Genomic DNA, 24,162 nt, shown 5'->3' with positions numbered 1-24,162 from the left:
ATGACAACAAGTACCTACACTATTTCGCAGTTGCGCGAAGCTTACCTAAGCAAACAGTTTAGCGCTAAGCAATATTTGGAGCAGCAGTTAGCAGCAGTGAAAAGCGACATTAACAACTGCTGGATATCTACCATAAGTGAGCAACAATTAGCCGACTATTTGGCCGCGCTAGAGCAGCAAGATATTGCCGAGTTACCTTTATATGGCGTGCCGTTTGCGATTAAAGACAATATTGATCTAGCAGCCTTGCCAACTACCGCAGGCTGTAAGGAATACAGCTACCAACCCAGTGACAGCGCCTTTGTGGTGAAACAACTTATTGCAGCTGGTGCGGTGCCTTTGGGTAAAACTAACTTAGACCAGTTTGCTACAGGTTTAGTGGGTACTCGCAGCCCTTGGGGAGCAGTTAAAAACAGCTTTGATCCAAGCATGATTTCTGGTGGCTCTAGCTCAGGCAGTGCGGTAAGTGTTGCGTTGGGCCAAGTATGTTTCTCTTTGGGTACCGATACCGCAGGCTCTGGCCGAGTGCCCGCAGCGCTCAATAATATTCTTGGCTTAAAAGCCACCAAAGGTTTGCTTAGTTGCAGCGGTGTAGTGCCGGCTTGTAAAAGCCTCGATTGTGTCACCTTGTTCGCCCATACCAGTGATGATTTAAACTTGCTGCTGGACGTAGCTGGCCAGTACGACGCCGATGATTGCTACGCAAGGCCCAACCAACAAGCTAATCAACGCCAGTATTATCAGCCTTTGCAGGAGTTAACTTCACTTAAAATTGGTGTGCCCAAAGCAAGCAACCTAGCGTTTTTCGATAACCAAGAAACAGAAAAGTTGTTTGGGCAAAGCCTCAAACAGCTACAGCGCTTAGGCGCAGAGTTAGTAGAAATTGATTTTGAACCATTCTTAGCAGCCGCTAAATTACTTTACGAAGGCCCATGGGTGGCCGAGCGTTATGCTGCTATTCAAGAATTTTTTGAAAAAGATCCAAGCCAATGTTTACCAGTTATTCAAACCATTATTGGCGGCGCTACAAAACACAATGCGGTAGATGCCTTTAAGGCCTTTTATCAACTGCAAGCCTATAAAGTGGTCTGTGACAAGCTAGTTAAACAAGTAGATGCAATTGTTACCCCAACAGCGGGCAGTAGTTATAGCATTGCCCAATTACAAGATGATCCTATTCAACTTAACTCAAATATGGGCTACTACACCAACTTTATGAACTTGCTGGACTACAGCGCGATATCGGTACCTGCCGGTTTCTACCAAAACAAGCAAGGAAATACTCAAAGCTTTGGTATTACCCTGTTTAGCGATGCTTATTGCGACAGAAAGATCCTCAGCATGGCTGCGCTTGTCCAACAAGATAATGGCTTTAACTTAGGTGCAAGCAAACAAGCGTTACCGGCACTGCAAACCCCAGAAAGCATAGAGGATGATTACATGGACCTAGCAGTGTGTGGTGCTCACTTGTCAGGTTTACCCCTTAACTTTCAGCTTACCGAGCGAGCAGGGCAATTAGTTAACGCTACTCAAAGCGCCAGCGCCTACAAGTTATATGCCTTGGCTGGTGGGCCACCAGCGCGCCCCGGTATGATTCGTGATGAGGAACATGGCGTAGCGATAGAAGTAGAAGTATGGCGCTTACCCAAACAACACCTTGGCAGTTTTTTGCTAGGCATTCCGCACCCTCTAGGTTTAGGCAAAATTGAGTTAGCTGATGGAAGCTGGGTAAATAGCTTTATCTGCGAAGGCTACGCAACGACCACAGCCAAAGATGTTAGCGAATTTGGCGGCTGGCGAGCGTACATGGCTAGCTTGTAATTAGCAGCAGTTAAAACGCTCAACCAACAAAAAAGCACTGGGTATTCACCCAGTGTTTTTTACTTTCCCTCTTTCCCCAACTGCTTGCATACTTTCTTCATAAGTTTTTTATCAATGTGTTGGCTAGTTTGCTGAATTAAGTAGGGTTTATTGATAACCTTCATTGCAATAAATGTGTGATAAAAAGAAAAATTCATTGTTTAATCAAGGAGTTTTTCCTTTTAATAAGTTGTTAGGCGAGTGAGTTTGCAATGAGCAAGGAAAAATTTGAATCCCTTATTGGTCTAGTTGTACAGGATAGACCTCTCGCCGAGAAGCTTTTAGCAGAGGACCCAGAGATCATTAATGCTAAGAATGGAATCGGAGAGACAGTATTGCATTATCTGGCAGTAGAGGATCGCCAAGAAGAAGTTTCTTGGCTGCTTGAAAAGGGCGCTGAAATAAATACGACCAATGAGTTTGGCAACACACCATTATCTGACGCAGCAAGCTTAGGATATTATGATCTGTGTGAATTTTTACTTAATCAGGGTGCCGACCCCAGAATTAAAACATCGGAAGGTGATGCTGCATTGAGTGAAGCAGCTACAAACAATGAGTATAAAGTGGTGGAGCTGCTACTAAATCACGTCAACCCCGAAGAGTCATTGCAGGGTTATTTCTCACAAGTATCATACGAAGTACTTTTAGACAAAGAAAGTCAGTCCGCGAAACTTATCAAAGTTAAGGGGTTGAAGTGGTGAATCGACTACGCACGTAGGTTGCAGACAAAATAGTGCGTCATCCGCTTTGCAAAAGACCCGCAAAGCGGGCGCCACTCCATTTACTTTAGGGGCAGTTTTTATTGCGGTCACGGCTATAGGGTTAATTCTGTTGTTCTACGGGGTAAGTTTCTACGTTGAGTATATTAATGCTGCAAGTAAACGCGCAAATGGTGAATTGATGGTTGGGGTTTCTTTGGTATCGTTGTATTCAGTACCAACTTGGTTTGTTGCGGCATGCTTATCTTTGGCGCTTAAGCATCATCAGCCAAAATTTCTGAAGTATTGTACCTATGCCATGGCTGCTTTAAGTTTAATAGTTTTGGTGTATTTATTCATTGTTGAATAGTCTGGCACTTAACAAACCATGTAAGGGCCGCCTCCATGCTAGTGGGAAATTTGAGGATAGAAGAATGAAACATGCCCCAATTAAAGACGAAATTACATTTGATGATTTCTCTAAAATAGATATTCGAGTGGGTTTAATCGAAAAAGTGTCAGAAGTAGCCAAATCAGACAAACTCATGAAGTTAACAGTCGATTTTGGTGACCATAAGCGTTCGATATTGGCAGGTATAAAACAAGAACGCGAAGACCCAAACGAGATTGAGGGTAAGCAAGCTTTGTTCGTGGTGAATCTACCCGAAAGAAAAATGGCAGGTGAAGTATCTCAAGGTATGCTGTTCGACATTGGCTATGATGATAAGCTACAACCCTGTCTTGCCTGTCCAGAAACAGAAATGCCTAATGGCGCTAGAGCAGGGTAACGCACATAACAATGTACATGGGGGATTGAAAAATGGGCATGATAATAGGTTTGGTTATTCTGGCTGCTATAGATTGGTATCTTGTTCGCAAGACTGGGCTACATATTCCTCAATTGATTACTAAGTATCTGTCGGATAAAGAAAACAATAAATAGTATTCGCTTAAGTCATCGGCATAACAAGGCATTAGCCTCTTAGAGGAATGCTCAGTGAACATTGAGTTTTGGTTTGATTACGCTAGTACATACTCCTATCCTGCGGCAATGCGTATTGAGTCTCTGGCGGCCGATAACAATGTAAGTATTGTGTGGCGGCCTTTTCTGTTGGGGGTAATCTTCAATAAGCAGGATATGAATGATTCACCTTTTAATGTCTATCCCGCTAAAGGTGAATACATGTGGAAAGATATGGCGAGAATTTGTAGTGATTCCAATCTTCCGTTTAGCCGCCCCAAAACATTCCCGCAAAATGGTTTGCTAGCAGCCCGCGTTACAACTAGGTTTTTTGATGCACCTTGGATCCCCAAATTCGTAAGGTTAGTTTACTCTGCTAATTTTGAGCATAACCAAGATATCTCATCTCCAAGCGTAATCGAATCTTGTCTTGATGCTGTTGGAGTAGATGTTTCCTTAGTGATGAGGGAAGCGGTGACTGCAGAGGCTAAGTTAATGCTGAGAGAACAAACCGAACAGGCGATTTCGCGTGGAATTTTTGGTGCGCCTTCTTTTTATGTCGGTAGCGAGCTTTTTTGGGGAAATGACCGCTTAGAAAGAGCGATAAAGTGGGCAGTTGAGGCCAATATCTAAGGCTTAAGCTTTCCGTTACTTTGGGTGAAATTACAAGGTTAAAAATGAAATCTACACAAGAGCAAGACGAGCAAATAGCCAACATGGTCTTTTCAAAAATCTATCCTCTTTACCTTACCAAGGTTGAGAAGAAAGCGCGTACAAGTAACGAACTTAATCAGGCTATTTGCTGGCTTACTGGATATAGCGAGGCTGTTCTTCAAAAGCATATTAATGGCTCTGCCTCATTCAAAGAGTTCTTCGCTGATGCCACTATTAACCCAAACGCTAAGTTAATAACCGGAAAGATTTGTGGTTATAAAGTGGAAGAAATTGAAAACCCTATTACTCAACAAGTTCGCTACCTTGATAAGTTAGTTGATGAACTTGCAAAAGGGCATGAATTGAAAAAGATCTTTAGAGGTGCTTAAGCCAAACAGATAACAAGCTAAAAATGCTTTTAAAGAAGCTGAAAGCGTGGTGACTAAAAGGCCAAAGCAAGGTTTGCTTTGGCCTTTTAGTTTCTTGGTTCTAGGCTTTAGGGTTTAAGCCTTAAGCCTTAGTGGCTTGTTTGTCGGCAGCGATTTGCTGATTAAGTTGCTCGCCAACATGGCCTGGAGAATGAGTTGAGCGTGCTAGTAGCTGATACATTGCCGGTATCACCAGTAAGCTTACAATCGAGGCAAAGGCCATTCCGAACAACACCACCGTACCTACTGAGATACGGCTTTCTGCTCCCGCTCCAGTAGAGACAATTAAAGGGATTGCACCGGCTACCGTAGTAAAGGCTGTCATGGTAATTGGGCGTAAGCGCCTTGATGCTGCTTGCACAATTGCTTGGTTAAACTCAATGCCTCGGTCACGAAGTTGGTTGGCGTACTCAACAATGAGAATGCCATTTTTGGTTACCATGCCTATGAGCATGATCATGGCAATTTGGCTGTAAATATTGAGGCTTTCACCCATTAAGTACATACCTGCTAAGCCACCAAATATTCCCATCGGTACGGTAAGCATTACCACCATAGGGTTGATAAAGCTTTCAAATTGGGCGGCAAGCACTAAATAGGCAACTAATATGGCTAAGCAGAAAATAATAAAGGTACTACTTTGATTTTCTTTGTAGTCTTTAGATTCTCCGCTGTAGGCAATAGATATGTCGCTAGGCAGTTGCTCAATGGCGAACTGTTCTAGGTAGTCTAGTGCTTCGCCCAGAGTATGACCTTGATTAAGCGTACCCGAAACAGTCACTGCTCGCTGTTTGTCTAAGCGGCTTAGTCGGCTGGCAGAGGCTATTTCTTCTAGCTGGGTTACGCTATCTAGCGTTACCAAACTACCATTTGCTGCGCGTAGGTAAATTTTGCTTAAATCGCTGGCGCTGTTAAAGCCTTCTTCGCCTCCGCGCAGGTAAACGTCGTATTCTTCGCCTCGGTCTACAAAGGTTGTTTCGCTGCGGCCTCCTAACATTACCTCTAATGTGTCGGAAATGTCGCTAACACTTACGCCTAATTCAGCGGCGCGTTGGCGGTCAATTTTTACAATAAGCTCTGGGGTTTTTTCAGAATAGTTAATATCTACCGTACTAATCGCAGGGTGTGCTTCAGCGGCTTGCATAACTACTTGGCCCCAATGGTTTAGCTCTTCAAAGCTTGAACCCGCCAATACAAATTGAATAGGGTCGTTTGATTTTCCTCTAAAGCCTGGCTGCATGGGTCGAATAGAAATGTCGGCAATATTAGACAGTGTTTTACGCAGTAGGTTAACTACGTCACCAGCGTTTTGTTCGCGTTCTGCCCAGTCTTCTAGTTGAACGATGATAAAGGCGGTGTTGTCGCCGGCGCGGCCACCAAATGCTGGCGTTTGCATGTTGAATGACTTAATCACGCCATTGCCAACCAAGGGCATAATTTGCTGCTCTACTTGGTCCATGTTGGTGGTCATACGATCGTAACTGGTACCTTCTGCTCCCTTGATCATGATGAATACCACACCTCTGTCTTCAACCGGCGCAAGTTGCGAGGGGATAGCTTGCATAAACGCAACACTGCCAAGCACACACAATACAATGGCGGTAGGCCCCGCAGTGCGAGTAGCAATAATCTTGTTTAACAGAGCTTGATAAGCAGGGATCAGTTTTGTGAATGCTGCATCCATCATTTTGCTTATACGGCTAGGTTTAGCATTGTGACGCAACAGTTTACTGCTGAGCACGGGGGTAAGAGTTAGTGCAATAAACGAAGAGAAAATAACGGCTACCGATAGCAATACCGAAAACTCGGTAAACATTTTACCTACCATGCCGTCCATGTAGGCAATCGGCAAAAACACCATAACCAAAACCAGAGTGGTAGCAATAACGGCAAAACCAACTTCACGGGTACCGCGATAAGCTGCTAGCAAGGGCGGGGTGCCTTGCTCGATGTGGTGGTAAATATTCTCTACTACCACAATTGCATCATCCACCACTAAACCAATGGCAAGAATAAGCGCCATTAAAGTGATTAGGTTGATGGAAAAGCCAAAGCTTTGTGCGGCGATAAAGGTGGCAATTAGCGATACCGGTACGGTAATCGCCGGAATAATGGTTACTCGTGCTTGGCCTAGGAAAATATATAGCACTAACACTACCAAGCCACCGGTGATCATTAAGGTTTGGTAAACCTCGTCGATGGCTTGGTCGATGAACACTGTGGCATCGTAATCTACTTTTAGCTCGGTGCCCTCGGGTACGAAACGTTGTAAACGCTCAACCTCGTTTGCAACCTTAGTGGCTACATTAAGTGGGTTAGCATCTAATTGCGTTACAATGCCTAGGCTTAGGTTTAAGATGCCATCACTTTTAAAGGTGGAGTTTTCGTTTTCGGCACCAACAAATACGCTGGCGACATCTTTTAGATAAACGTGAGTGCCATCTTCACTGGTTCGAATTCGCAGGTAGTCAAAATCTTCAGGCTCGGCATAGAGTCGCTCGGTGCGTACCGACATTACCGTGGTATCGTTTCTTATTTCACCGCCGGGTAGCTCGAGGTTTTCGCTTTTTAATGCAGTAACAATGTCGCTAGGAGTGACTTGTCGACCGGCCATTAAGGTGGGGTCGAGTTTTACATACATTACTTTGTACAATGCACCGGTAAGTTCTACCGAGCTTACTCCACTAATAAGATTAAAACGATCTACCAATACGCGCTCTGCGTAGTCGGTTAGCTCGGTGCGATCCATCTTATTAGAGTTTAGGTTGATATAGATAGAAGCTTCGCCGCTGCCGTTATCTTTAGACACCACTGGATCAGTAATATCATCTGGCAAACTACGCTTCGCTCGCTCAACGGCGTCTCGTACATCGCTCACACCCTCGGTTAAGGGCCAACCCAGTAAAAAGGTTACGGTTACCCGCGACATACCATTTCGGGACACAGAATCAATTTGATCAATGCCACTAATGCCCGATAATTGGTCTTCAATTACCGAGGTTATTTGGCTGTCGATAATGGTGGCAGACACGCCTTCGTAACGGGTGCTTATGGTAACAACTGGGTTTTCTACATCTGGCATTTCTCGCACAGCCAATTGGCTAAACGAAGCAATACCAAAAACACACAGCAACAAGCTTAATACAATGGCAACAACAGGGCGTTTTACCGAAATGTCAGACAGCAGCATTAAATTGGCTCCTGAGTGGCTTTTTCATCGGCGAGTTGTTTCGACTTAGCGACTTTGGTGTCTACTTGCTTAATACGAGCGCCGTCGCGAATATTCACCAGGCCTTGTACTACGATGTTGTCATTTAATGCTAAACCTTGGTCGATTAGTACGTAGTTATTAATACGCGCACCTAGCTGAACTTCGGTGCGATGAGCAATATTGTTTTCTCCTACCACATACACAAACCGTTTGGTGCCAGAGTATTCAATAGCCTGCACAGGGATCATTGCTTGAGTGGCTGCTGGCAGGGTGAGCTTAGCACGCATCATCATGCCAGGTTTTAATTGTTTACTGGTGTTGTCGAAGTTAACTCGCACAGTGAGGTTAAGGGTATTGCTGTCGACTCGTGGGTCTATGGCGTCGATGGTGCCTTCAAAGATCTGCTGCGGCCAAGCGGGGGTTGTGGCTTGTATAGGCATGCCTTTGGATAATAGAGACAAATACTGATCGGGCACATTTAAGTCGAGTTGTAGGCTTGATAGGTTGTCTAAGCTGAGTAGCGATTGATTTGCGTTAATCAGTTCACCGTTACTGATATTGATTAATCCGGTAACCCCAGTAAAAGGCGCGGTAAGGGTGTGATCATCAAATTCTGATTGCGCTGATTGTAATCGTGCTTTGGCAATAGTTACGCTGGCCAGTTGGGCGTCAAAACTGGTTTGTGAAACCGCCTTACGTTTTAGCAGTTGTTCAAATTCATACAGTTTGCGTTGCTCGTCGGCCAAGTAGGCTTTTGCTTCGGCCAATGCTGCACTGGCTTTTAAATCGTTTAGCTTAACTAATACGTCGCCTGCTTGAACTCGTTGATTAGAGCGCACATTGATTTGATTAATCTTGCCGCTGACTTCTGCAGCAATAGCCACCGACTGTTCGGCATCTAGGGTGCCAATTAAGCTCAGGTTTTGAGCTAGGCTATGTTGTTGCACTTGCTCTGTTGTTACCAAAGTGGGGGCAAGGCTACGCGCTGGGTTGCCATTTGTAGACTGCTGATTGATCACTATTAGAGCGATCATGCAAATAATGAGAACTGGCGGTAAAACATAACGTAAGTACATGGGAGTCCATCGAGCTTAAAAATGAATAGCTATTTTACGTTGTTTAGGTTTCTGTTTAGGTAAACTAATGTAAAGATATGCAAAGGTTTGCCTTGGTTTGCCTTTCTATGTGCTGTGTAATGAGCGCGGCTTATCTATTTATGCTTTAGTGTTGATGTAATGTAGATTTTTACGTGGCTATGTGAGCTTTAACTAGTGAGTAAGCTTAAGCGATTTGGAGGAACAACGATGCAAGCAAGCAAGATGGGTTTTAACCCAGAGTACCAAGAAGAGGCGCCTAGCAGCGAGGATTTAGCAGCATTAAGTGGATATGCAGTATTAGAGTTTGGTGCGCCTTGGTGTGGCCATTGTAAAGCCGCTGCCAGCGCTGTTGAGTCGGTGTTATCTTCTAAAGATTTACCACACATCAAGGTGTTTGATGGCAAAGGTAAGCGCTTAGGGCGAGCATTTCTGGTTAAGCTTTGGCCAACACTTATACTGCTTGAATCGGGTAAGGAAGTGGCACGAGTAGTTAGACCGGTTGCTGTCAGCGATGTACAAGCGCTATTCGCAGCACTAGAAAACTAAGCTTTTACTACAGCTTTACAGTTAACTTAAGTAAAATGCTCAAGCTAATTTTTTAGCCAGGCTATTTTGATAAGCCAACACCCGAAAGGCCAATAGTAGCCTTGGTGTTAATCCTCCTCCCAATTATTAAGTGTTGTTATGCAAGCTTTTAAAACGCAGTTTACGCTGTCACGCCAATACCTCGCCGAATGTTTTGATCAAACATCGCCCTTTGAAAAGAAGTCCGCTATAAAGAAGTGGTTTCCTGCCTTGCTGCTATTAGTAGGCTTAGCACTGTTGATGTTTACCGAACAACCCAAAGTAGCGGGTAGTATGCTAATTGGTTTGGCGGTATTAGAGTTAATTCATATTCGCTTTAAACGAGCGTGGTGGCTAACCAGACAAATGTGGGGGCGCAGCGCTAATAGTGAGATAAAACTTAGCATTAACAATGAAGGTATAGAGACACAAAACCCTTACACTAAAACCAGCCTAGCTTGGGACAATGTAGAGACGGTAATTGAAACCGAGCTTGGCATTATTTTGGTGGCTAAAACAGGCGGTCGACAATATTTGTCGAAGTCTTTGTTTCCAGAAGAGCTGGTGGCAGAAATAATTGTGAAGTTTAAAGCGGTTGAAGAAGACTAGTTGTTTGTGCAGGTAGTTAGTTTTAGTTGAGTGATTTAGTAGCGGTTTGCGAATAATAGAGAGTAAACAGCAAGATCATTCTATATCTTGGTTGCTTGGAATTTTAAGCTGATTGCAGTTTGTTTTATAAACTAAAGGGCAAAGTATGTTTAGCCACGTAATGATTGGTACTAACGATTTAGCACGTTCAAAAGCATTTTATGACCAGATTATGCAAGTGCTTGGGTATAACGAAGGTGTGATGGATGCTAAAGGTCGCTGTATGTATGCCACTGCATCGGGAGTGTTGGGCTTAACTAAGCCAATTAATGGTGAAGACGCCACTAATGGTAATGGGATGACAGTGGGATTTTTAGCTAGCAACCCAGAGATGGTGGATACGTGGCACGCGGTGGGGCTTGCCAATGGTGGTACTGCAATCGAAGAGCCACCAGGCATAAGAGGTAAAGCGCCACGAAAACTTTATATGGCTTATTTGCGTGATCCCGACGGCAATAAGATATGCGCAACCCATTTTATGCTCGATTAGCATTATGCACTTAACGAAATAAAAACCAGCGACTTTGGCCGCTGGTTTTTTGTTTAGGCTGGGTTAAAAACATACTTTAGTGTATTCGCTAAATAGCGGGTTATCGCCCGACACATAAGCACAGCCTTGCTTAGTATCAAAAATCATTGATTCAACAGTGACAAAATCTTTGTCGTAAAGGGTAATGTTGATTGGTTTTTGCTTAAGAATGTATTTCATCCCTTGCACTGTTTTTTCTTTACTAAAGTCTACGAAGTTTTGCGCTGCTTGTTCGCGAGCAAAGCTATCGACAAAGGTTTCGTTTGCCTCTGTCATGCTCATGGTTTCAAGCATTGTTTGTTTCATTTTTGCATTGTGGTTAGCGTGGCCAATGCCACCGTCTCCACGTACTAGAACAGTAGCATCTACCGACATTTCTATAGCGCCATGGTCGCCAGAATCATCAGCAACGGTAAAGTTCATGGCTACTGGTGTGGTGTAATGCTTAAGTTTGTTAAAGGCATCTTCAACACTGGTAGATGAAGTAATCGCTGCAAACACAGCATCTATGGTTACAATATTTTTGGTGTTTATATCTGCAGTGGTGCCGCTAGGCTCGCCCATAATATTTAGCACCACACCAACGTGTTTACCCATTCCTTGAAAATGACTCCCGTCGGTGGGTATAAAGATAGTATCGTCGGTCTTGATCACACGGGTAGGGTAGTTAAGTAAGTGGTCGATCCCTAGGTCATTGTTTTGCGCAACAATGCCGGTATCTGCAAAAGCAAGTGTTGTGCAACCGCGCATTTTAGTGGCTGCGTCAGAAAGAGTTTGCTTAGTGTTGGCCTGCATAATGGACTTGTTTACTGACCAGTCCATTTGCAATGCTGCGGCATATAGCTCGTGTACTTCTACTCCTCGAATCTCTGCTTGGCGTTCCATCATAGCGGCATATTTAGGGGCTATTGCTTGGTTGTTTGATACTGCATTTTTAGCTAGCGTGAGTACTTCGGCATCCGGCGTTAGGCGATCAAACTTAGCAAGTGTTTGTGCTAAGGCTTCTGCGCTTTGGCCGCTTAAATCGATAAGCTCTGCGCCGTTTTGGTGGGCTGCTCGTTGTGGTTGGTAATAATCTAACTTATCGCCAGCTTTCATGTCGGCTAAAGCATGCGTTGAGAGCAACGCAAGTGTAACAACAGTTAATATAGATTTTTTCATAGTTCGCACCAAGTGGTTAAGAATGTTTGGTGAGATCAGATTATCAACTGCTGTTTCTAAAGTTTGTAACGATAAAGTGCCAGTATTCCAATATTTGGAAAGCCATGAATTGAATATCTTGGAAAATTTAGCGTCGACTAGTTACGCTCATTTACCCGTAGTCGCTTACCTTTTGCCGCTAGCGCACAGAATACAGTACAAGCCACGCCAAACAGAGCAATGATTAAGAGTGGTAAGCTCCAAGTCCCTGTTGAGGTATGGATAATACCTATAAGCGAAGGACCGGTTGCCGCTAACGCATAACCAAAGCTTTGCGACATGCCCGACAGCGCAGCAGCTTGTTGAGTATTTGTTGTTTTATGGCCAATAAAACTTAGCACTACAATAAACGTAGCGCAGTTGCTTAGGCCAAATAATCCTACCCATAATATGGCTAAACCGGGTGCTAATATCATCCCCAGCAAACTAAATACTACGCTAGATGCACACAGTGTTATTAGCAAAGTATGGTTTCTCAGCTTGGCCAGAATGGGCATCAACACCAGGCCTGGCACCATGGTAGAAAACTGCAAAAATCCATATATATAACCTGCATCTAATTCGCTGTAGCCAACATCGTTCAGTATTTTAGGCAACCATCCAGCAAAGGCGTAAAAGGTAAAAGAGTTGATGCCAAGCGCTAAGGTAACAAACCAAGCTACCGGTAAACGCAGCAGTGAAGTAATGGACACAGACTCGCTATGTTGCTCTGCTTGGTGCTGCTGTCTCGATTTAGTTGTAAGTTTTGGTAGCCAGAATAATAGGGCGGCTAAGGGAAAGATAAGGTTAAAGGCTAGCGCAAATTGCCAACCAAATAGCTGTTCTGGCGCTTGTTGCGACAGAGGCACCATCACACTAGCTGCCAAGGTTGAACCCACACCCATTACAAAAATGTACAGCGATGAAACCTCAGAAATACGCTCTGGGAAAAACTTTTTAACTACCGCTGGCAACAGTACATTACCAAAAGCGATGCCTGCGCCCATTACTACAGTGCCCAAATATAAGGGCGAAACTAAACCCATCGAGCGAACTGCGACACCAAGCGCCACGCAAAATAGCGAAATTACCAAGGCTTTTTCTAAGCCAAGGTTTTGCGCCAGTTTAGGCGCTAAAGATGAAAAAACTGCCAAGGATATTAACGGAAGCGCAGTAACAAACCCCGCCTGAGCAGCAGACAGTGAAAGGCTTTCCATAATTTGCTCTAGCACTGGGGCTAAGCTGGTAAACGGTGCTCTTAAATTAAGGGCCACTAAAAACACGCCTAACAGCGTGAGCAGTGTAACGGGTGATAAGCGAGGCATCTTGAATACTACTAAGATAAAACTTGATTTTACATCAAATTAGCGAATTTGTATTACATATTTGTGGCTTACGAAATAGCAAAGTTTTGTTGGCGCTTAAGCTTGGCGATTGCCAAAAGCTGGGTGTAGAGTAGATAACAGATTAATAGATTAGATTGCTGGTTTCAGCTAAGCCTTGGAGAGGTGTATGTCTTACGAAATATTAGTGGGTTTGCAAGTAATAGATGATGCTAAGTACGCAGAGTATCGAGCTGCAATGAAGCCAATATTGGCTGATTATCAGGGCCACTTTGTTTATGACTTTAAAGTGTCGGAGGTGCTCAAGACCGAGCAGCAAGATTCGCTTGAACAAAGTAACATTAATCGCGTTTTCACCATTAACTTTAGTAGCGAAGAAAACAAGGACAGTTTTTTTGCCGACCCTATTTATCAACAAGTTAAAGATCAGTATTTTGTTAGTTCTGTAGCAAGCACAACGATTATCTCTGCCTACCATAAAGCTGATTAGACTTATGTAAACGTATAAAGCTCGTAGCTTATGCGAGCTTTATATTTTTAGTACCTACTTGAAAGTGAACTGTTGATTGTCGCCGTTGTAACAAGCCCACTGTAATAGACGAGTTCCATTAGCGGTTGATTTGCCTTCTGCGTCTAGGCATTTATCACTTTTCCTTGCGATTAACTCAAAATTACCATTGTCTTTGGGGTTAATCTTCCAATGTTGATTCTGATTATTGGGCATGCACGACCATTGGTGAACCGTCGCACCATCGGCCGTGGAGCCATTGTTTAAATCAACACACTTTTCGCTGCGTTGCGACTGAATAAGGTACCAACCATCATCTGCTGGAATAAATTTAAAACGTTGATTTAGGTTGCCAGTATTACAATCCCATTGGTGATAGGTCGCGCCATTTGCAGTGTTGCCATTGGCAAGTTCGAAACAGCGACCGCTGTGGGCGAGTTCGAGGTTGGTCCAACTTGCCGGAACCGCATTGCCGTTTTGCTTGGCATTTACCACGATGCGATGGTTAATAATGTCGTGAGCTTCACGCCATGTTTCACCTTCTGGAATTAACATCGCTCTAAACTCGTAATCGCCGCTGGGCAGATCGCCGGGTACTTCAAAGCCAAACCAGGTGTCTTGATTGCTGGCGGAATGAACCACTTTTTGCTGCTTGGCAACGGTTTTCCAGGTGGTGCGACTTACTAAATGTAGTTGTAAGTCTTGGGAGTTGGTAGCGGAGTAATTAACTGCAACTGAGACTTGCTGTCCGGCATCTATTGTAGAAGGCACAGTGATGCCACTTAGGCTGTTTTCGGTGTTAGCTTGCTGACTGGTTTTTACTAGATATACGTTGTAGGGCTCTAGCTCAAATTGTTGAGCATGCATTTTGCCGGTGATTAGGTCTTTTACTTGGTGGGGTAAATCTAAACTGAGTTTACGCTTGTCTTTACTTACGTTAATTATGGATAGGGTGGTATCGCCACTGTCGTCGGTAAACTGCCTAACAAACACACCATAAGCCGCTTGGTTTTGCATATCTGTAATTTGAAAGTCTACCTTACGAGGTGTGGCTAAAGATTTTACATTGCTTGCCAACTCGTCGGCCATATCAAATACACCGCCTAAAGTTATGTCGGCGTAAGAAGGCATTTGGGGCTGATTGCGTGGTTTACCATGTTGGTTTTTAACAAAGGAGTCTTGACGATTTACCAATATTTTCTTTGCTGCATGATCCTGCAATGCTTTGTAGGCCCAATAGCTTAGGTAGGGAGTAGGAGGGACAACTACCACCTTATCGCTGCTTAAGTTATTTAGCTCTGAAGCAGTAATAAACCCGACGTCTACATTCAGCATTTTTAGCGCTTCATAGACTTTAGTGAGTTTATTAATGTAGCCGCTATCTTGAATGGCAGAATCTTCGGAATAAAAAATGCGGAAGGTGGTATCGTAATCGACTAAATGGCTGAAGCTTTCGGCGTGGGCATTTAGTTCTTTCATGGCACGGCCGTAGGCATCCATTACCAGAGGTTGCGTGGTTGGCTCTGAAACAAAAATCGAGTTTACGGTACTAGGATCTCCGTTTTCTTTACGTCCCCACACCCAAGCAGTGTTCATTTTCATACCGTGGGTATGGCCTAACCACAGGCCTGCGCGCACGTAGTTTGGGTCCATATCAAAGTGTTGCCATTCGGCAGATAAACCATGCCATTCGGAGTCGTAAAAGGGCTTGTTAGGCGCAATGCTACGGTAGAAATCTAAGCCTCTCGACTGTTCTACCCATTCGATGCTGTAACGCTCTCTAAATTCAAACTCCTTATTTCTAAAGTTGACTAAATCGCGAGGGCCCATACTAAAGTCAGATCCCATGACATCTTGTAACTTAGCCAATGCTTCAATATCGATGCCGTGATCTCGCCACTCAGAGCTCATAATCCAACCCAACAATTTAATGGTTACTTTGGCTTGTGGATCGTGTTGTTGAACGTTGCGTTTTAAAAAGCTAAACCATTCGGTAACACGTGCCATGTTGAATTTGCACCAGTCATACCAAATGGGTCCACCTTGTAATGACTTGGCAATAGGGATAGTTAGGCCATCTTTGGCTTGGGCAAAACTACTATACTGGGTGCCGTATGCTTGGTTTAAATCGCTAATACTGTTGTATTGCTGTTGTAACCAGTTTTGGTATTTTTGTTTAGTGCTATTTGATACCCCCTTGTCTGCATACCAACCGCCTTCGCGTGTTGCAAAATGTGGTTCGTTAGCCAGTAAGTGGATTCTTTCGCCTTCACCAGCATGTCCCTTAGTTGCAGGAATATAGTGCTGCATGAGTTGTTGGTACCAACTGCGAATACTGCTGTTGTCGATATCAAAGGGAACAAAATAGCGGCCGGTTTCAAAAGCTTCTGGTGCGGCTTCTTTCTGCCAAGCGCTCGTATTGTATCCAAGGAAAAATACCTTAGGATCCATGTATTTAGCATTTTGCGACTGTAAGCTTTCTACAGCACTGTTTACTGCCCAGTTATGTAAACCGCCACTTTCTTTAAGTTCTGATACTGGGTAATAGTCACCGCCAATTCTGCCAAAAGCATCGATGTAGTTGTTCTCGCTAGGTAACCAATTAAAGCTACTGGGATAAACAACTTGGTTGTTAATGGTAAATTTATCGCCACTAAGCTTAACGGGCCCGCTGCTAAAGTCAGTAGGTGCTTGCAATACTAAACTGCCATTCATCTGAGCTTGCAGTTCTTGTACGGCACGCTCTGCAACGGTAATGCTGTCTTTTAGTTCTTCAAAGGGAATATTTTGCGAGTAGTTACTCGGTATATATTCGTTCCACCATATGGCATCTACTTTGGCTTGAATGATTTGTGGATTTTGTCGGTCAAACTCAGCGTATTTTAGGAACAGATCGACTACCGCCTTAGACACGTTGGCATAGTCGGTGTTGTGGCCTTGTTGCTCTGCTTGGGCAATGGTTTGAATAAGCTGATTTCGAGCAGTTTGTGCCTGAGACTTTAAGTTTTGGTAGGTGGCATTATCGGTGGCGTCACCCCATTGCCACGCGTGGGCTAATGGCATACTTAGGCTAAGTGCCAGCAAACTAGTATAACCCAGTTTAACGAGTGCGGAATTGCAGCTGTTTAGGCGTAAAGCGTTCATGAGATATCCTTATATTTTTATTGTAAGCGCTAATCTAATAAAGAGAAATAAGTACTTTGGCTGTGTAAATAACGATTTAAAAAAAGCGCCACTCAGGGGAAGTGGCGCTTTTGCTTACGGTCTTGGTGCTAGGGCCAAGAACTTGCTAAGGCATTAGCGTTGTGGCGGGGCGGAGAAGTCCCAAACCACTATGCTGGCAACCGTTAGCTCACCGTTATGTTTGAAGTCAACATTTACGGTGTTGTTGGTAGAGAGGTACTCTACCGGTACAGGAATTTCTAACGTTGCAAAGTAACGGTCAGAAGAGTACTTAGCTGGGCCGCGCCAATCGATAGGTGTAGTTACGTCGTTACCATTAACCGTTAGTGAGTTAATAGTAAGCAATCCGCCTTCTTTATCATCTTGGTCTGGGAACAAGGCTACAGTTAAACGTAGCATTGCTTCTGCAGCGCCATTAGGTACTACAAGGTTGTTAACCTTAACGGTTTTAGCACCACCATTTACGCTTATGCGATGTGGTACCGAGCCGCCACTAACACTTTCGCCAAAGTATTTGTGTTCAGTTACTTTTTGGTTAACGGCAACGTTGTTGCTTAAGGTGTAGCGTAGAACTGCGGTTCCATCAGCTGCTAAGGTTAAGCTAGAAGGAAGCTGTTTCTTATGGCGGCGTTCAAGCTTGGTATGCTCTACACCGTCAAAGTACATTTGACGTAGTTCAACATTGCTAACATTTAGGCCAGTTAAACCTGCAACGTTTAGGTTAACGGTAGTGTCGTAATCTTCTAGGTTGTTGATGATTACAAACAACTCTTTTCCGTCTACATAAGCATTAACTTGAACATCAGGATCGCTTGAGTGAGCGTCAACACGTGTTCCATCTACGTCTGCCCAAAGTTCAAAGAACTTAATGTAAGAAGACCACTGCCAATCACCATTGTTTAGCTCAGACTCCATCATCATTGAGTAGTGGTAAGGTGCAGTACAGTTAACTGTTGCATCGTAACCACAACCCGCAGGCTTGTAGCCCCACAATGGTTTAGCTGGCGTAAACGGCATAGACTTAATCACGTAGTCTGGACGTTGTAAGAACTGCATTAACATGCCGTTAAAGGCTTTTAAGTTCTCGATGTCGTAACGTTCTTCGTGAGGAAGTTCGTCCCAAGCACCTTGTACAGCGCCGTACTCAGACATAACAATTGGCTTACGGTTTTCTAAACCACCAAGGTTAACGTCAGACCACTCCATCATGTCTAACATGGCTTGCACATGGCCGCCACGGCGAACCGTACCTGCTTGTCCATTTAGGTCTTTACTTGGCCAGTCGTAGATATGTACAGCGTAGAAGTCCATATCTGCACCCGCTTCTTCCATAAAGCCACGCCACATAACATCCCACTGATACCAATCGCTTTCGCGAGTATCGTCTACTGTGGTTTGCATTGCTTCGGTGAACATTGCACAGGCTTCTTCGTCTACCCAAGCACATAGGTAGTCGTCTTGGTGGCGAGAGATACCATCACGACGATAGAAGTCGTGTTGACCCCAGGTCATACCGCCAATCATCGGTGCTTCGTCACCCAGTGCTTGTCTAATTTCTTGAGCAACCAAAGAGTGGTAACGCCAAATGTCTTCTTGGTTAGTAACCATGAACTGCCCGGTTTTCATCAACATGTCGGGTTCGTTAATTACTTCCCAGAACTTAGGCATTGGCTCACCAACGTTTCCGTTTTGAGAGTTAGCGTAGTAGTTGGCTAGGTAATGACCCATCCATTTAGCTGAGGTCTCAATAGTTTTTGGCTGCCAACCGGTAGATGTCATACCGTTGTCGTACCAGCTTAAGGTGGGGTAGGTAGGGTGCGGGTTAGTACCAGCAATTAACTCAGTTTTTTCTGGCGAGAAACGCTTGTAGAACTCGTTGTTAGCGTAATCTTCGCGCAGTACTTTACCGCGATTAACCATCCAGTCCATATCAGGTGTATTAGCTACATTTGGATCTTGAGCCGTTTCTTTGAAGCGCCAAGTTGCTGTTCCGTTGTCACGGCCCATGTATACGTCTAGCGTATTTAGGATGTAGTTCAAACGGTCGCTGTGGCCATTCCAATCTTGCTCAAAGATGGTACTGTGCATTGTCATATGGCGGCTACGGCCAAAGTCAGATACACCGTTCACTTCATGCATGATATTGGCGTTTACACTTACTGATACAGTTTCGCCGTTGCTTAGTTGCGAACTTGAGCAACCTTCTGCGTTAGCAAACTCGTCGATAGGTGTATTGGGGCAAATATCTACACTGTCGGCTACGCCATCTTCGTCGGCATCACTGGCTGCTACGGGACAACCTGTTGGTGTTACATTTTGACCAAATGGCGTGTTTGGACATTGATCAATGGTGTTTGGTACTCCATCAAAATCATCGTCGTCACCGCCAGTGCTAGTACAGCCAATGTCATCTACAAAGGCGCCTGGTGGTGTGTTAGGGCATTGATCTATGCGATCATTGATGCCGTCTTCGTCGCTGTCTTTTTGTGATGGCGTACAACCGTTTGCATCTGCAACTTCGTCACTAGGGCTGCTAGCACAAAGGTCATCTACGTCGGGAACACCGTCATTGTCACCGTCGATAGCTAGGTCAACATTGCCTACTCGGCTAAAGCTAATGCTATCGATGTTGAACTGAAAGTCAGCTGAACCAGCGCCGTAAATGCGGATAGTGTTAGTGCCACTAAAGATGTTGAATCTACCATTGCCTGGTTGGGTGTAGAACACGTCCCAGTCGCCGCCAACACTATTAACGGTTGTTACATTTTTAACTGCTAATTGGCCATTGTGATCAGTAAGCATTAGGCCTACCGCTGTATCACTTAAAGTGCCTGTGGCAACTCGGTAACTGGCGTCGTATAAACCACCGGTTTCAAGTTTGACGTAAAACTCTAAGTAATCACCAGAGTTAAAGTAATTAACAGCCTTACCGTTATCGATATCATAAATACCTACTTCGCCACCTACTGCTTGGTAGTTTTCTGCTTCTAAGGTAAAGCTGCCTTCTACTTCAACAGGGTCGGTGCCATTGCCTGGTGGTATCACTACAGGCGGATCGGTTGGGTCCGTAGGATCAGTTGGGTCCGTAGGATCAGTTGGGTCCGTAGGATCGGTTGGGTCTGTAGGATCAGTTGGGTCTGTAGGGTCAGTTGGCTCCGTATAATCACCTTCACGTAATAAGGCGAAGCTGGCTAGGTTCCACTGCCAGTCATTGGTCCCTGAAGCATTTAAGCGCAATTGCACTGAACCACTAGGAATCGACAATAAATAACTTGGTTTGAGAGACTGGAAATTGTCCCAGCCACCTGCAGCTACCGAAGACTTACCTACAGACGCCCAACCGTTACCAGTATTTAGCAATACTTCAATTTCTACACCTGCATCAAGCGCCGTAGCAATTAAGTATTCAATGCTGTAATCACCAGACTCTGCAATGTTTAGGTCGTAATCTACGTAGTCGCCCTTGTTAATGTAATTAATCGCACTTACACCATTAGCGGTATAAGTACTTACAGGAGAAGGTTGACCATCGGCAAAAGCACCACCACTACCAGTAAAGCTGGTGGCTTGGGTAATCAGTGCTGCTGGTGGCAACACCACTGGCGGTTCAGGATCTACCGGTTCATCGGCAACTTTTTGCAGCGTGAAGTAGTCTAAGTTCCATTGCCAGTCATTGGCGCCAGAGGCAGCAATTCGAATATCCACCTGGCCACTAGGTAGCTCTACCGTATGAGTAGGGGCGAGTAATTGAAAATTGTCCCAGCCAGCTGCTGGCACTGTCGTTCTTCCTTGAGAAACCCAAGCGGCACCATTTTTTACTAATACTTCAATTTCTGCACCGTTTGCTATATCGGTGCCAATTAAGTATTCGATGTTGTAGGTACCGGCTTCAGCGATATTTACCTGATAGTCTAGGTAGTCGCCTTTGTTTACAAAGTTTATTGCAGTCGCACCATTTACTGTATATGTGCTTACTGCTGCAATTTGGCCGTCATCGAAGGTTCCGCCAATCATCACGAAATCTTCGGCCTCTACTCGTATTGCTTCGCCAGCTGCTGCTGAACATACACCTATGCTCAGTATTGAACTGACAGCAAAGCAGAGCGGAGCCATTTTCTTTGCCTTGATAGTCATAAAACTTCCTATGTTTATATCCTAGTTATTTATTTGCGTTTGTTACTTCTCGATTATCTAAACGCGATATGCTCAAAATTTGGTATACCAATTTTGGTTACCTTAATAAGTTGTTCTGTGCTTAAACGAATGAAGTGGTTTACTTGGTAGTACTTGATAGCAGCCAAGTACTTAAGCTGTTGAGCTTAAATAATATGATTGCGCTATTTTTGATACTGACCACTTGTTGCCACTCCCTTGGTTAAGCGATTCAAGAAATACCGTCCTCCTTGTGGTTAATTGGTTTCCCTAAATAACGCCAATAGGTTGACCAATAATTGGGTTGATAGGCAAATAAATAGCATTATTGGTTATCCAAATTTTAGAGGTTGATCACAATTGGTTGATCAATATTTATTTCGAGAGGATGAATAAATACTTGCTTTGGTGATTTGTGCGGCAGTTCAAAAATTGTACTGCTGTTGTTTCATGGCAGGATTTAACTAAAAGTCGTGCGCTATACTGGTCGGATTTGTCTTTCTTTTAACTCATTGTTTCATATTATTTAAATGCATCTTATTGATAGTGGTAGCGATAAAATTAACAGTGTATCCACTAATGGCTGAATGATTTTGTTGTTCGATATTTATACTGCCTGCCATTGTTGATTCATTTAAAAATATGCAGTTGGTTTGCATGGAGAGTTTGATATTTAACCAATGTTTTTAAAGGCTTATCAACAAGCTTGTTAATGATTTAAACTATGCAGCGGCGACACTGCATAGGTGTAAGGTAGAGAAAAAGGAGAGAAGTAGAGTGACTATTGTATTTCGAGTGGTTTTGGCCACGTTTCTCTTGGTAAGCCTATTTTCTTGCTCAAATCGCACTGCGCAATACCCTAATCAAACGATGCAGGGGTACTGGATATACGGCTTCGAAACTTCTTTGTTCGAAAGCTGCCAAGGTGAACTGTTTTGGATGTGGTCTAGTGCTGATGTACAAGGCCAATACCAGCTCGAAGGGTACCGAAACCCAGTAGTTGTTCAGGGCTACGTTTTACCACCCAGTCCAGAGCAAAACATGCAGTCCTATTTACCGGAATTTAAGGTAGTTAAAATGCAGTTGCTCGAGCAGGTTTGCGATTAGCTCTGTTTAACTATTTTTGCCAGTGAAGCGGATTTTTTCAGCTTGGATTAACGCATCATGGAAGCCTTTAGTGGTAAAGCTAGCATTGTTAAAGCTCACTGTTTTTAAGCGGTTAAACGAGGAGTTAACAATCGCTTTATCTTTAATCTTTTTAGGGATTAATGAACAGTGCTTATTGTGTTGCTTTAACTCAAAAGTGACCAATTTACCGGCCACATGATGTTGCTGTTGGGTGCTGGTGCAACTGCCATTAATGGTGCTAGATATAATGACGCCGCCATCAGCGAAACTAAACTCTGCGATGTAACCTTGATCTTGGCTTAATACAGCGGCGTTGTTGTTGCTAGCTACTTGCCAATGTTCAGCTAAGTTTTCAATGTTGGCAAAAGCGCTGCTAGATACTAGCAGGCCAATAATGGCTAATTGATATCTGTTCATCTTAATCACGCTCGCAGTTAAAGATTTTGCCTGTATCGGTATCTTGTAGGCACTCATATTCAATACCATCTTTGTAGATGTCGATTTCTACGATATGTGCACTAGCAGTTTGGCTAAGCATTAAGGTACAAATAAACGCAGATAGTAAGGCTGTTTTATAGGTTTTCATGGTGATTGTCTCGCTGCTAATAGGTAATGAGACAATTTTGCGGTGAAGACTAAAATATAGCCAATTAGCACCTTTAAGTTTACCTAATAGCAAATGTAATACGGTTATGTGATGTCGAAAATCTTCAATAATTGTAAGCAAGGTTCAATTAAGCTGGCTTTTCATTATTGAAGGGAGGTTAAGCATGACTAAAGTTAATTACTTTGCAGAAGCACCAAAGGCTATGCAGATTTTATTCGAGCAAGAAGAGTATCTAAAAAGCCAGTTTGCTGACCAGCAGGCGCTTGGCATGAAGCTATTAGAGCTGGTTAAGTTGCGGGTATCACAAATTAACCAATGCGCATTTTGTATTGATATGCATAGTAAAGATGCCGAGAGTGCAGGCGAAAGTTGGCAGCGTTTAATTAGCTTATGTGCATGGCGAGAAGCCCCGTATTACTCGGTAAATGAACGGCTGGCTTTAGAATGCGCCGAACGCTTAACGGCATGTACAGGCTTAGACGATGAGCTTTACCAAAAAGCGCTAGACGCTTTTGGCGCAAAGGCGTTGGTGGATTTAAGCATTGCAATTAATGCCATCAACAGTTGGAATAGAATTGCAATCACCTTCAAACCTGAGGTAGGCAGTTATAAACCCAGCTAAGCAAATTATTCACCAGCTTGAGCAACAGTTTCTGTTTAGTTTATTTAAGCCCAAAGGACAGTTAGCTCAAGCCATACAAGGCCTGTGGTCTGCTTCAGTTGAGGCGCAGCAGCGAGCACCGTTTACCCGTTGGCTACATGCCGACGGCTGTAGCGGGGTGCTGTTTAACTTAGGCCCACCAATAAGGCTTGAAGATAAGTCTTATTCTTCTGGGGTGATTGTGCTGCCAGTGAACACCACTGCGCGAAGCATCACCTTGTCAGCGGATACCCAGCTAGCGGGTTTTCGCTTTAATCCTGGTGTAAGTGTTGGGTTCTTTGGCAAATTGGTAAGACGTGACGCCGAGGATATCGACGCTTCATTGCTGAAAAAATTGCAGCTACTACATCAAAGCTTAGTGACAACTAGCGGGCATAACGCACGGATAGTATTAATGTATAAGTGGTTACAACAGCACCTCGGCATACATAGTTGCCCACCACAATTATTTAAAGACGCTATTGAGTTGGTAGAACATGCTCAAGAGATAGGTTTGGTGTCTGATGAATTAGCGCTTAGCCAGCGGCAACTAGAACGCCAGTTTAAAGCGTTAACTGGCATGACGCCCAAACAATGGCAGCGAACCATTAGAGTAAAAAATACTTTTATGGCCCTAAAAACGCAGCCAGATATAGAGCTGGCTGCGCTTGCTGTTAATCAGGGCTTTTCCGATCAAGCACATATGACACGAGAGTGTAAAACCATTGGCAAAATCACTCCAAAACAGTATCTAAAACTGTTATAAAAA

Annotated in this window: 20 protein-coding genes; 12 read left to right on the top strand and 8 right to left on the bottom strand. The window is 44.0% G+C overall.

Annotated features, from left to right (window positions below; genetic code table 11):
• From atzF to OAG1_RS11670, 5 genes are all read left to right on the top strand, one after another.
• Nucleotides 1-1,821 carry an allophanate hydrolase gene (atzF, locus tag OAG1_RS11690; protein WP_338621409.1) on the top strand — a complete coding sequence of 607 codons (1,821 nt, stop codon included), beginning with the start codon at nucleotides 1-3 and terminating at the stop codon, nucleotides 1,819-1,821.
• A gap of 251 nt (nucleotides 1,822-2,072) precedes the next feature.
• Nucleotides 2,073-2,564 (top strand): ankyrin repeat domain-containing protein, encoded by a 492-nt coding sequence (locus OAG1_RS11685; protein WP_338621408.1) that lies wholly within the window; start codon nucleotides 2,073-2,075, stop codon nucleotides 2,562-2,564.
• Nucleotides 2,565-2,995: 431 nt separating this feature from the next.
• Complete coding sequence (locus OAG1_RS11680; protein ID WP_338621407.1) at nucleotides 2,996-3,349, top strand: tRNA-binding protein; 354 nt, start codon at nucleotides 2,996-2,998, stop codon at nucleotides 3,347-3,349.
• Between the two features lie 209 nt (nucleotides 3,350-3,558).
• A complete protein-coding gene (locus tag OAG1_RS11675) occupies nucleotides 3,559-4,155 on the top strand; it encodes a 2-hydroxychromene-2-carboxylate isomerase (RefSeq protein ID WP_338621406.1) in 597 nt (198 codons plus the stop codon).
• A 44-nt stretch (nucleotides 4,156-4,199) separates the two neighbouring features.
• Nucleotides 4,200-4,565 (top strand): DUF2200 domain-containing protein, encoded by a 366-nt coding sequence (locus OAG1_RS11670; RefSeq protein WP_338621405.1) that lies wholly within the window; start codon nucleotides 4,200-4,202, stop codon nucleotides 4,563-4,565.
• A gap of 121 nt (nucleotides 4,566-4,686) precedes the next feature.
• On the opposite strand, the gene OAG1_RS11665 is transcribed toward OAG1_RS11670, so the two are convergent.
• Nucleotides 4,687-7,794, bottom strand: coding sequence for an efflux RND transporter permease subunit (locus OAG1_RS11665; protein ID WP_338621404.1), 3,108 nt, complete (start codon nucleotides 7,792-7,794; stop codon nucleotides 4,687-4,689).
• Nucleotides 7,794-8,891, bottom strand: a complete 1,098-nt coding sequence (locus OAG1_RS11660; RefSeq protein WP_338621403.1) for an efflux RND transporter periplasmic adaptor subunit — start codon at nucleotides 8,889-8,891, stop codon at nucleotides 7,794-7,796. The genes OAG1_RS11665 and OAG1_RS11660 overlap by 1 nt, the downstream gene beginning before the upstream one ends.
• A gap of 228 nt (nucleotides 8,892-9,119) precedes the next feature.
• On the opposite strand from OAG1_RS11660, the gene OAG1_RS11655 reads away from it, so the two are divergent.
• The 3 genes from OAG1_RS11655 (at nucleotide 9,120) to OAG1_RS11645 (ending at nucleotide 10,614) form a co-directional block, all read left to right on the top strand.
• The gene (locus OAG1_RS11655) at nucleotides 9,120-9,458 is read left to right on the top strand and encodes a thioredoxin family protein (RefSeq protein ID WP_338621402.1); all 339 of its coding nucleotides are present in this window, start codon (nucleotides 9,120-9,122) and stop codon (nucleotides 9,456-9,458) included.
• Nucleotides 9,459-9,596: 138 nt separating this feature from the next.
• A complete protein-coding gene (locus tag OAG1_RS11650; RefSeq protein ID WP_221077008.1) occupies nucleotides 9,597-10,085 on the top strand; it encodes a YcxB family protein in 489 nt (162 codons plus the stop codon).
• A 145-nt stretch (nucleotides 10,086-10,230) separates the two neighbouring features.
• The gene (locus OAG1_RS11645; protein ID WP_338621401.1) at nucleotides 10,231-10,614 is read left to right on the top strand and encodes a VOC family protein; all 384 of its coding nucleotides are present in this window, start codon (nucleotides 10,231-10,233) and stop codon (nucleotides 10,612-10,614) included.
• 63 nt (nucleotides 10,615-10,677) lie between these two features.
• Here the strand turns inward: OAG1_RS11645 and OAG1_RS11640 are convergent, their stop codons facing one another.
• Nucleotides 10,678-11,814, bottom strand: a complete 1,137-nt coding sequence (locus OAG1_RS11640; RefSeq protein ID WP_338621400.1) for a carcinine hydrolase/isopenicillin-N N-acyltransferase family protein — start codon at nucleotides 11,812-11,814, stop codon at nucleotides 10,678-10,680.
• 137 nt (nucleotides 11,815-11,951) lie between these two features.
• On the bottom strand, nucleotides 11,952-13,157 hold the full coding sequence (locus OAG1_RS11635) for an MFS transporter (protein WP_338621399.1): 1,206 nt from the start codon (nucleotides 13,155-13,157) through the stop codon (nucleotides 11,952-11,954).
• Nucleotides 13,158-13,344: 187 nt separating this feature from the next.
• Here OAG1_RS11635 and OAG1_RS11630 point away from each other — a divergent pair, with 187 nt between their 5' ends.
• Complete coding sequence (locus OAG1_RS11630; protein ID WP_338621398.1) at nucleotides 13,345-13,665, top strand: DUF1330 domain-containing protein; 321 nt, start codon at nucleotides 13,345-13,347, stop codon at nucleotides 13,663-13,665.
• A 54-nt stretch (nucleotides 13,666-13,719) separates the two neighbouring features.
• On the opposite strand, the gene OAG1_RS11625 is transcribed toward OAG1_RS11630, so the two are convergent.
• Together OAG1_RS11625 and OAG1_RS11620 are read right to left on the bottom strand one after the other, a co-directional pair.
• Entirely contained in the window at nucleotides 13,720-16,827 is a 3,108-nt protein-coding gene (locus tag OAG1_RS11625) for an RICIN domain-containing protein (protein WP_338621397.1), read from the bottom strand.
• 153 nt (nucleotides 16,828-16,980) lie between these two features.
• A complete protein-coding gene (locus OAG1_RS11620; RefSeq protein WP_338621396.1) occupies nucleotides 16,981-21,000 on the bottom strand; it encodes a carbohydrate-binding protein in 4,020 nt (1,339 codons plus the stop codon).
• Between the two features lie 795 nt (nucleotides 21,001-21,795).
• Between OAG1_RS11620 and OAG1_RS11615 the strand changes: the two genes are divergently transcribed.
• A complete protein-coding gene (locus OAG1_RS11615) occupies nucleotides 21,796-22,125 on the top strand; it encodes a hypothetical protein (protein ID WP_338621395.1) in 330 nt (109 codons plus the stop codon).
• A 6-nt stretch (nucleotides 22,126-22,131) separates the two neighbouring features.
• On the opposite strand, the gene OAG1_RS11610 is transcribed toward OAG1_RS11615, so the two are convergent.
• A complete protein-coding gene (locus OAG1_RS11610) occupies nucleotides 22,132-22,563 on the bottom strand; it encodes a hypothetical protein (RefSeq protein WP_338621394.1) in 432 nt (143 codons plus the stop codon).
• 1 nt (nucleotide 22,564) lies between these two features.
• The gene (locus tag OAG1_RS11605; RefSeq protein ID WP_016403059.1) at nucleotides 22,565-22,732 is read right to left on the bottom strand and encodes a hypothetical protein; all 168 of its coding nucleotides are present in this window, start codon (nucleotides 22,730-22,732) and stop codon (nucleotides 22,565-22,567) included.
• A 184-nt stretch (nucleotides 22,733-22,916) separates the two neighbouring features.
• Between OAG1_RS11605 and OAG1_RS11600 the strand changes: the two genes are divergently transcribed.
• Together OAG1_RS11600 and OAG1_RS11595 are read left to right on the top strand one after the other, a co-directional pair.
• On the top strand, nucleotides 22,917-23,375 hold the full coding sequence (locus OAG1_RS11600) for a carboxymuconolactone decarboxylase family protein (protein WP_338621393.1): 459 nt from the start codon (nucleotides 22,917-22,919) through the stop codon (nucleotides 23,373-23,375).
• Nucleotides 23,362-24,159: a helix-turn-helix domain-containing protein gene (locus OAG1_RS11595; RefSeq protein WP_338626425.1), complete on the top strand. Its 798-nt coding sequence runs from the start codon at nucleotides 23,362-23,364 to the stop codon at nucleotides 24,157-24,159. The genes OAG1_RS11600 and OAG1_RS11595 overlap by 14 nt, the downstream gene beginning before the upstream one ends.
• Nucleotides 24,160-24,162 lie beyond the last annotated feature (3 nt).

Source organism: Agarivorans sp. OAG1, assembly GCF_037076485.1.
GTDB classification, from domain to species: Bacteria; Pseudomonadota; Gammaproteobacteria; order Enterobacterales; family Celerinatantimonadaceae; genus Agarivorans; species Agarivorans albus.
Note: the sequence above shows the minus strand (reverse complement) of the source record. Positions and strands in the feature narration are given on the sequence as shown.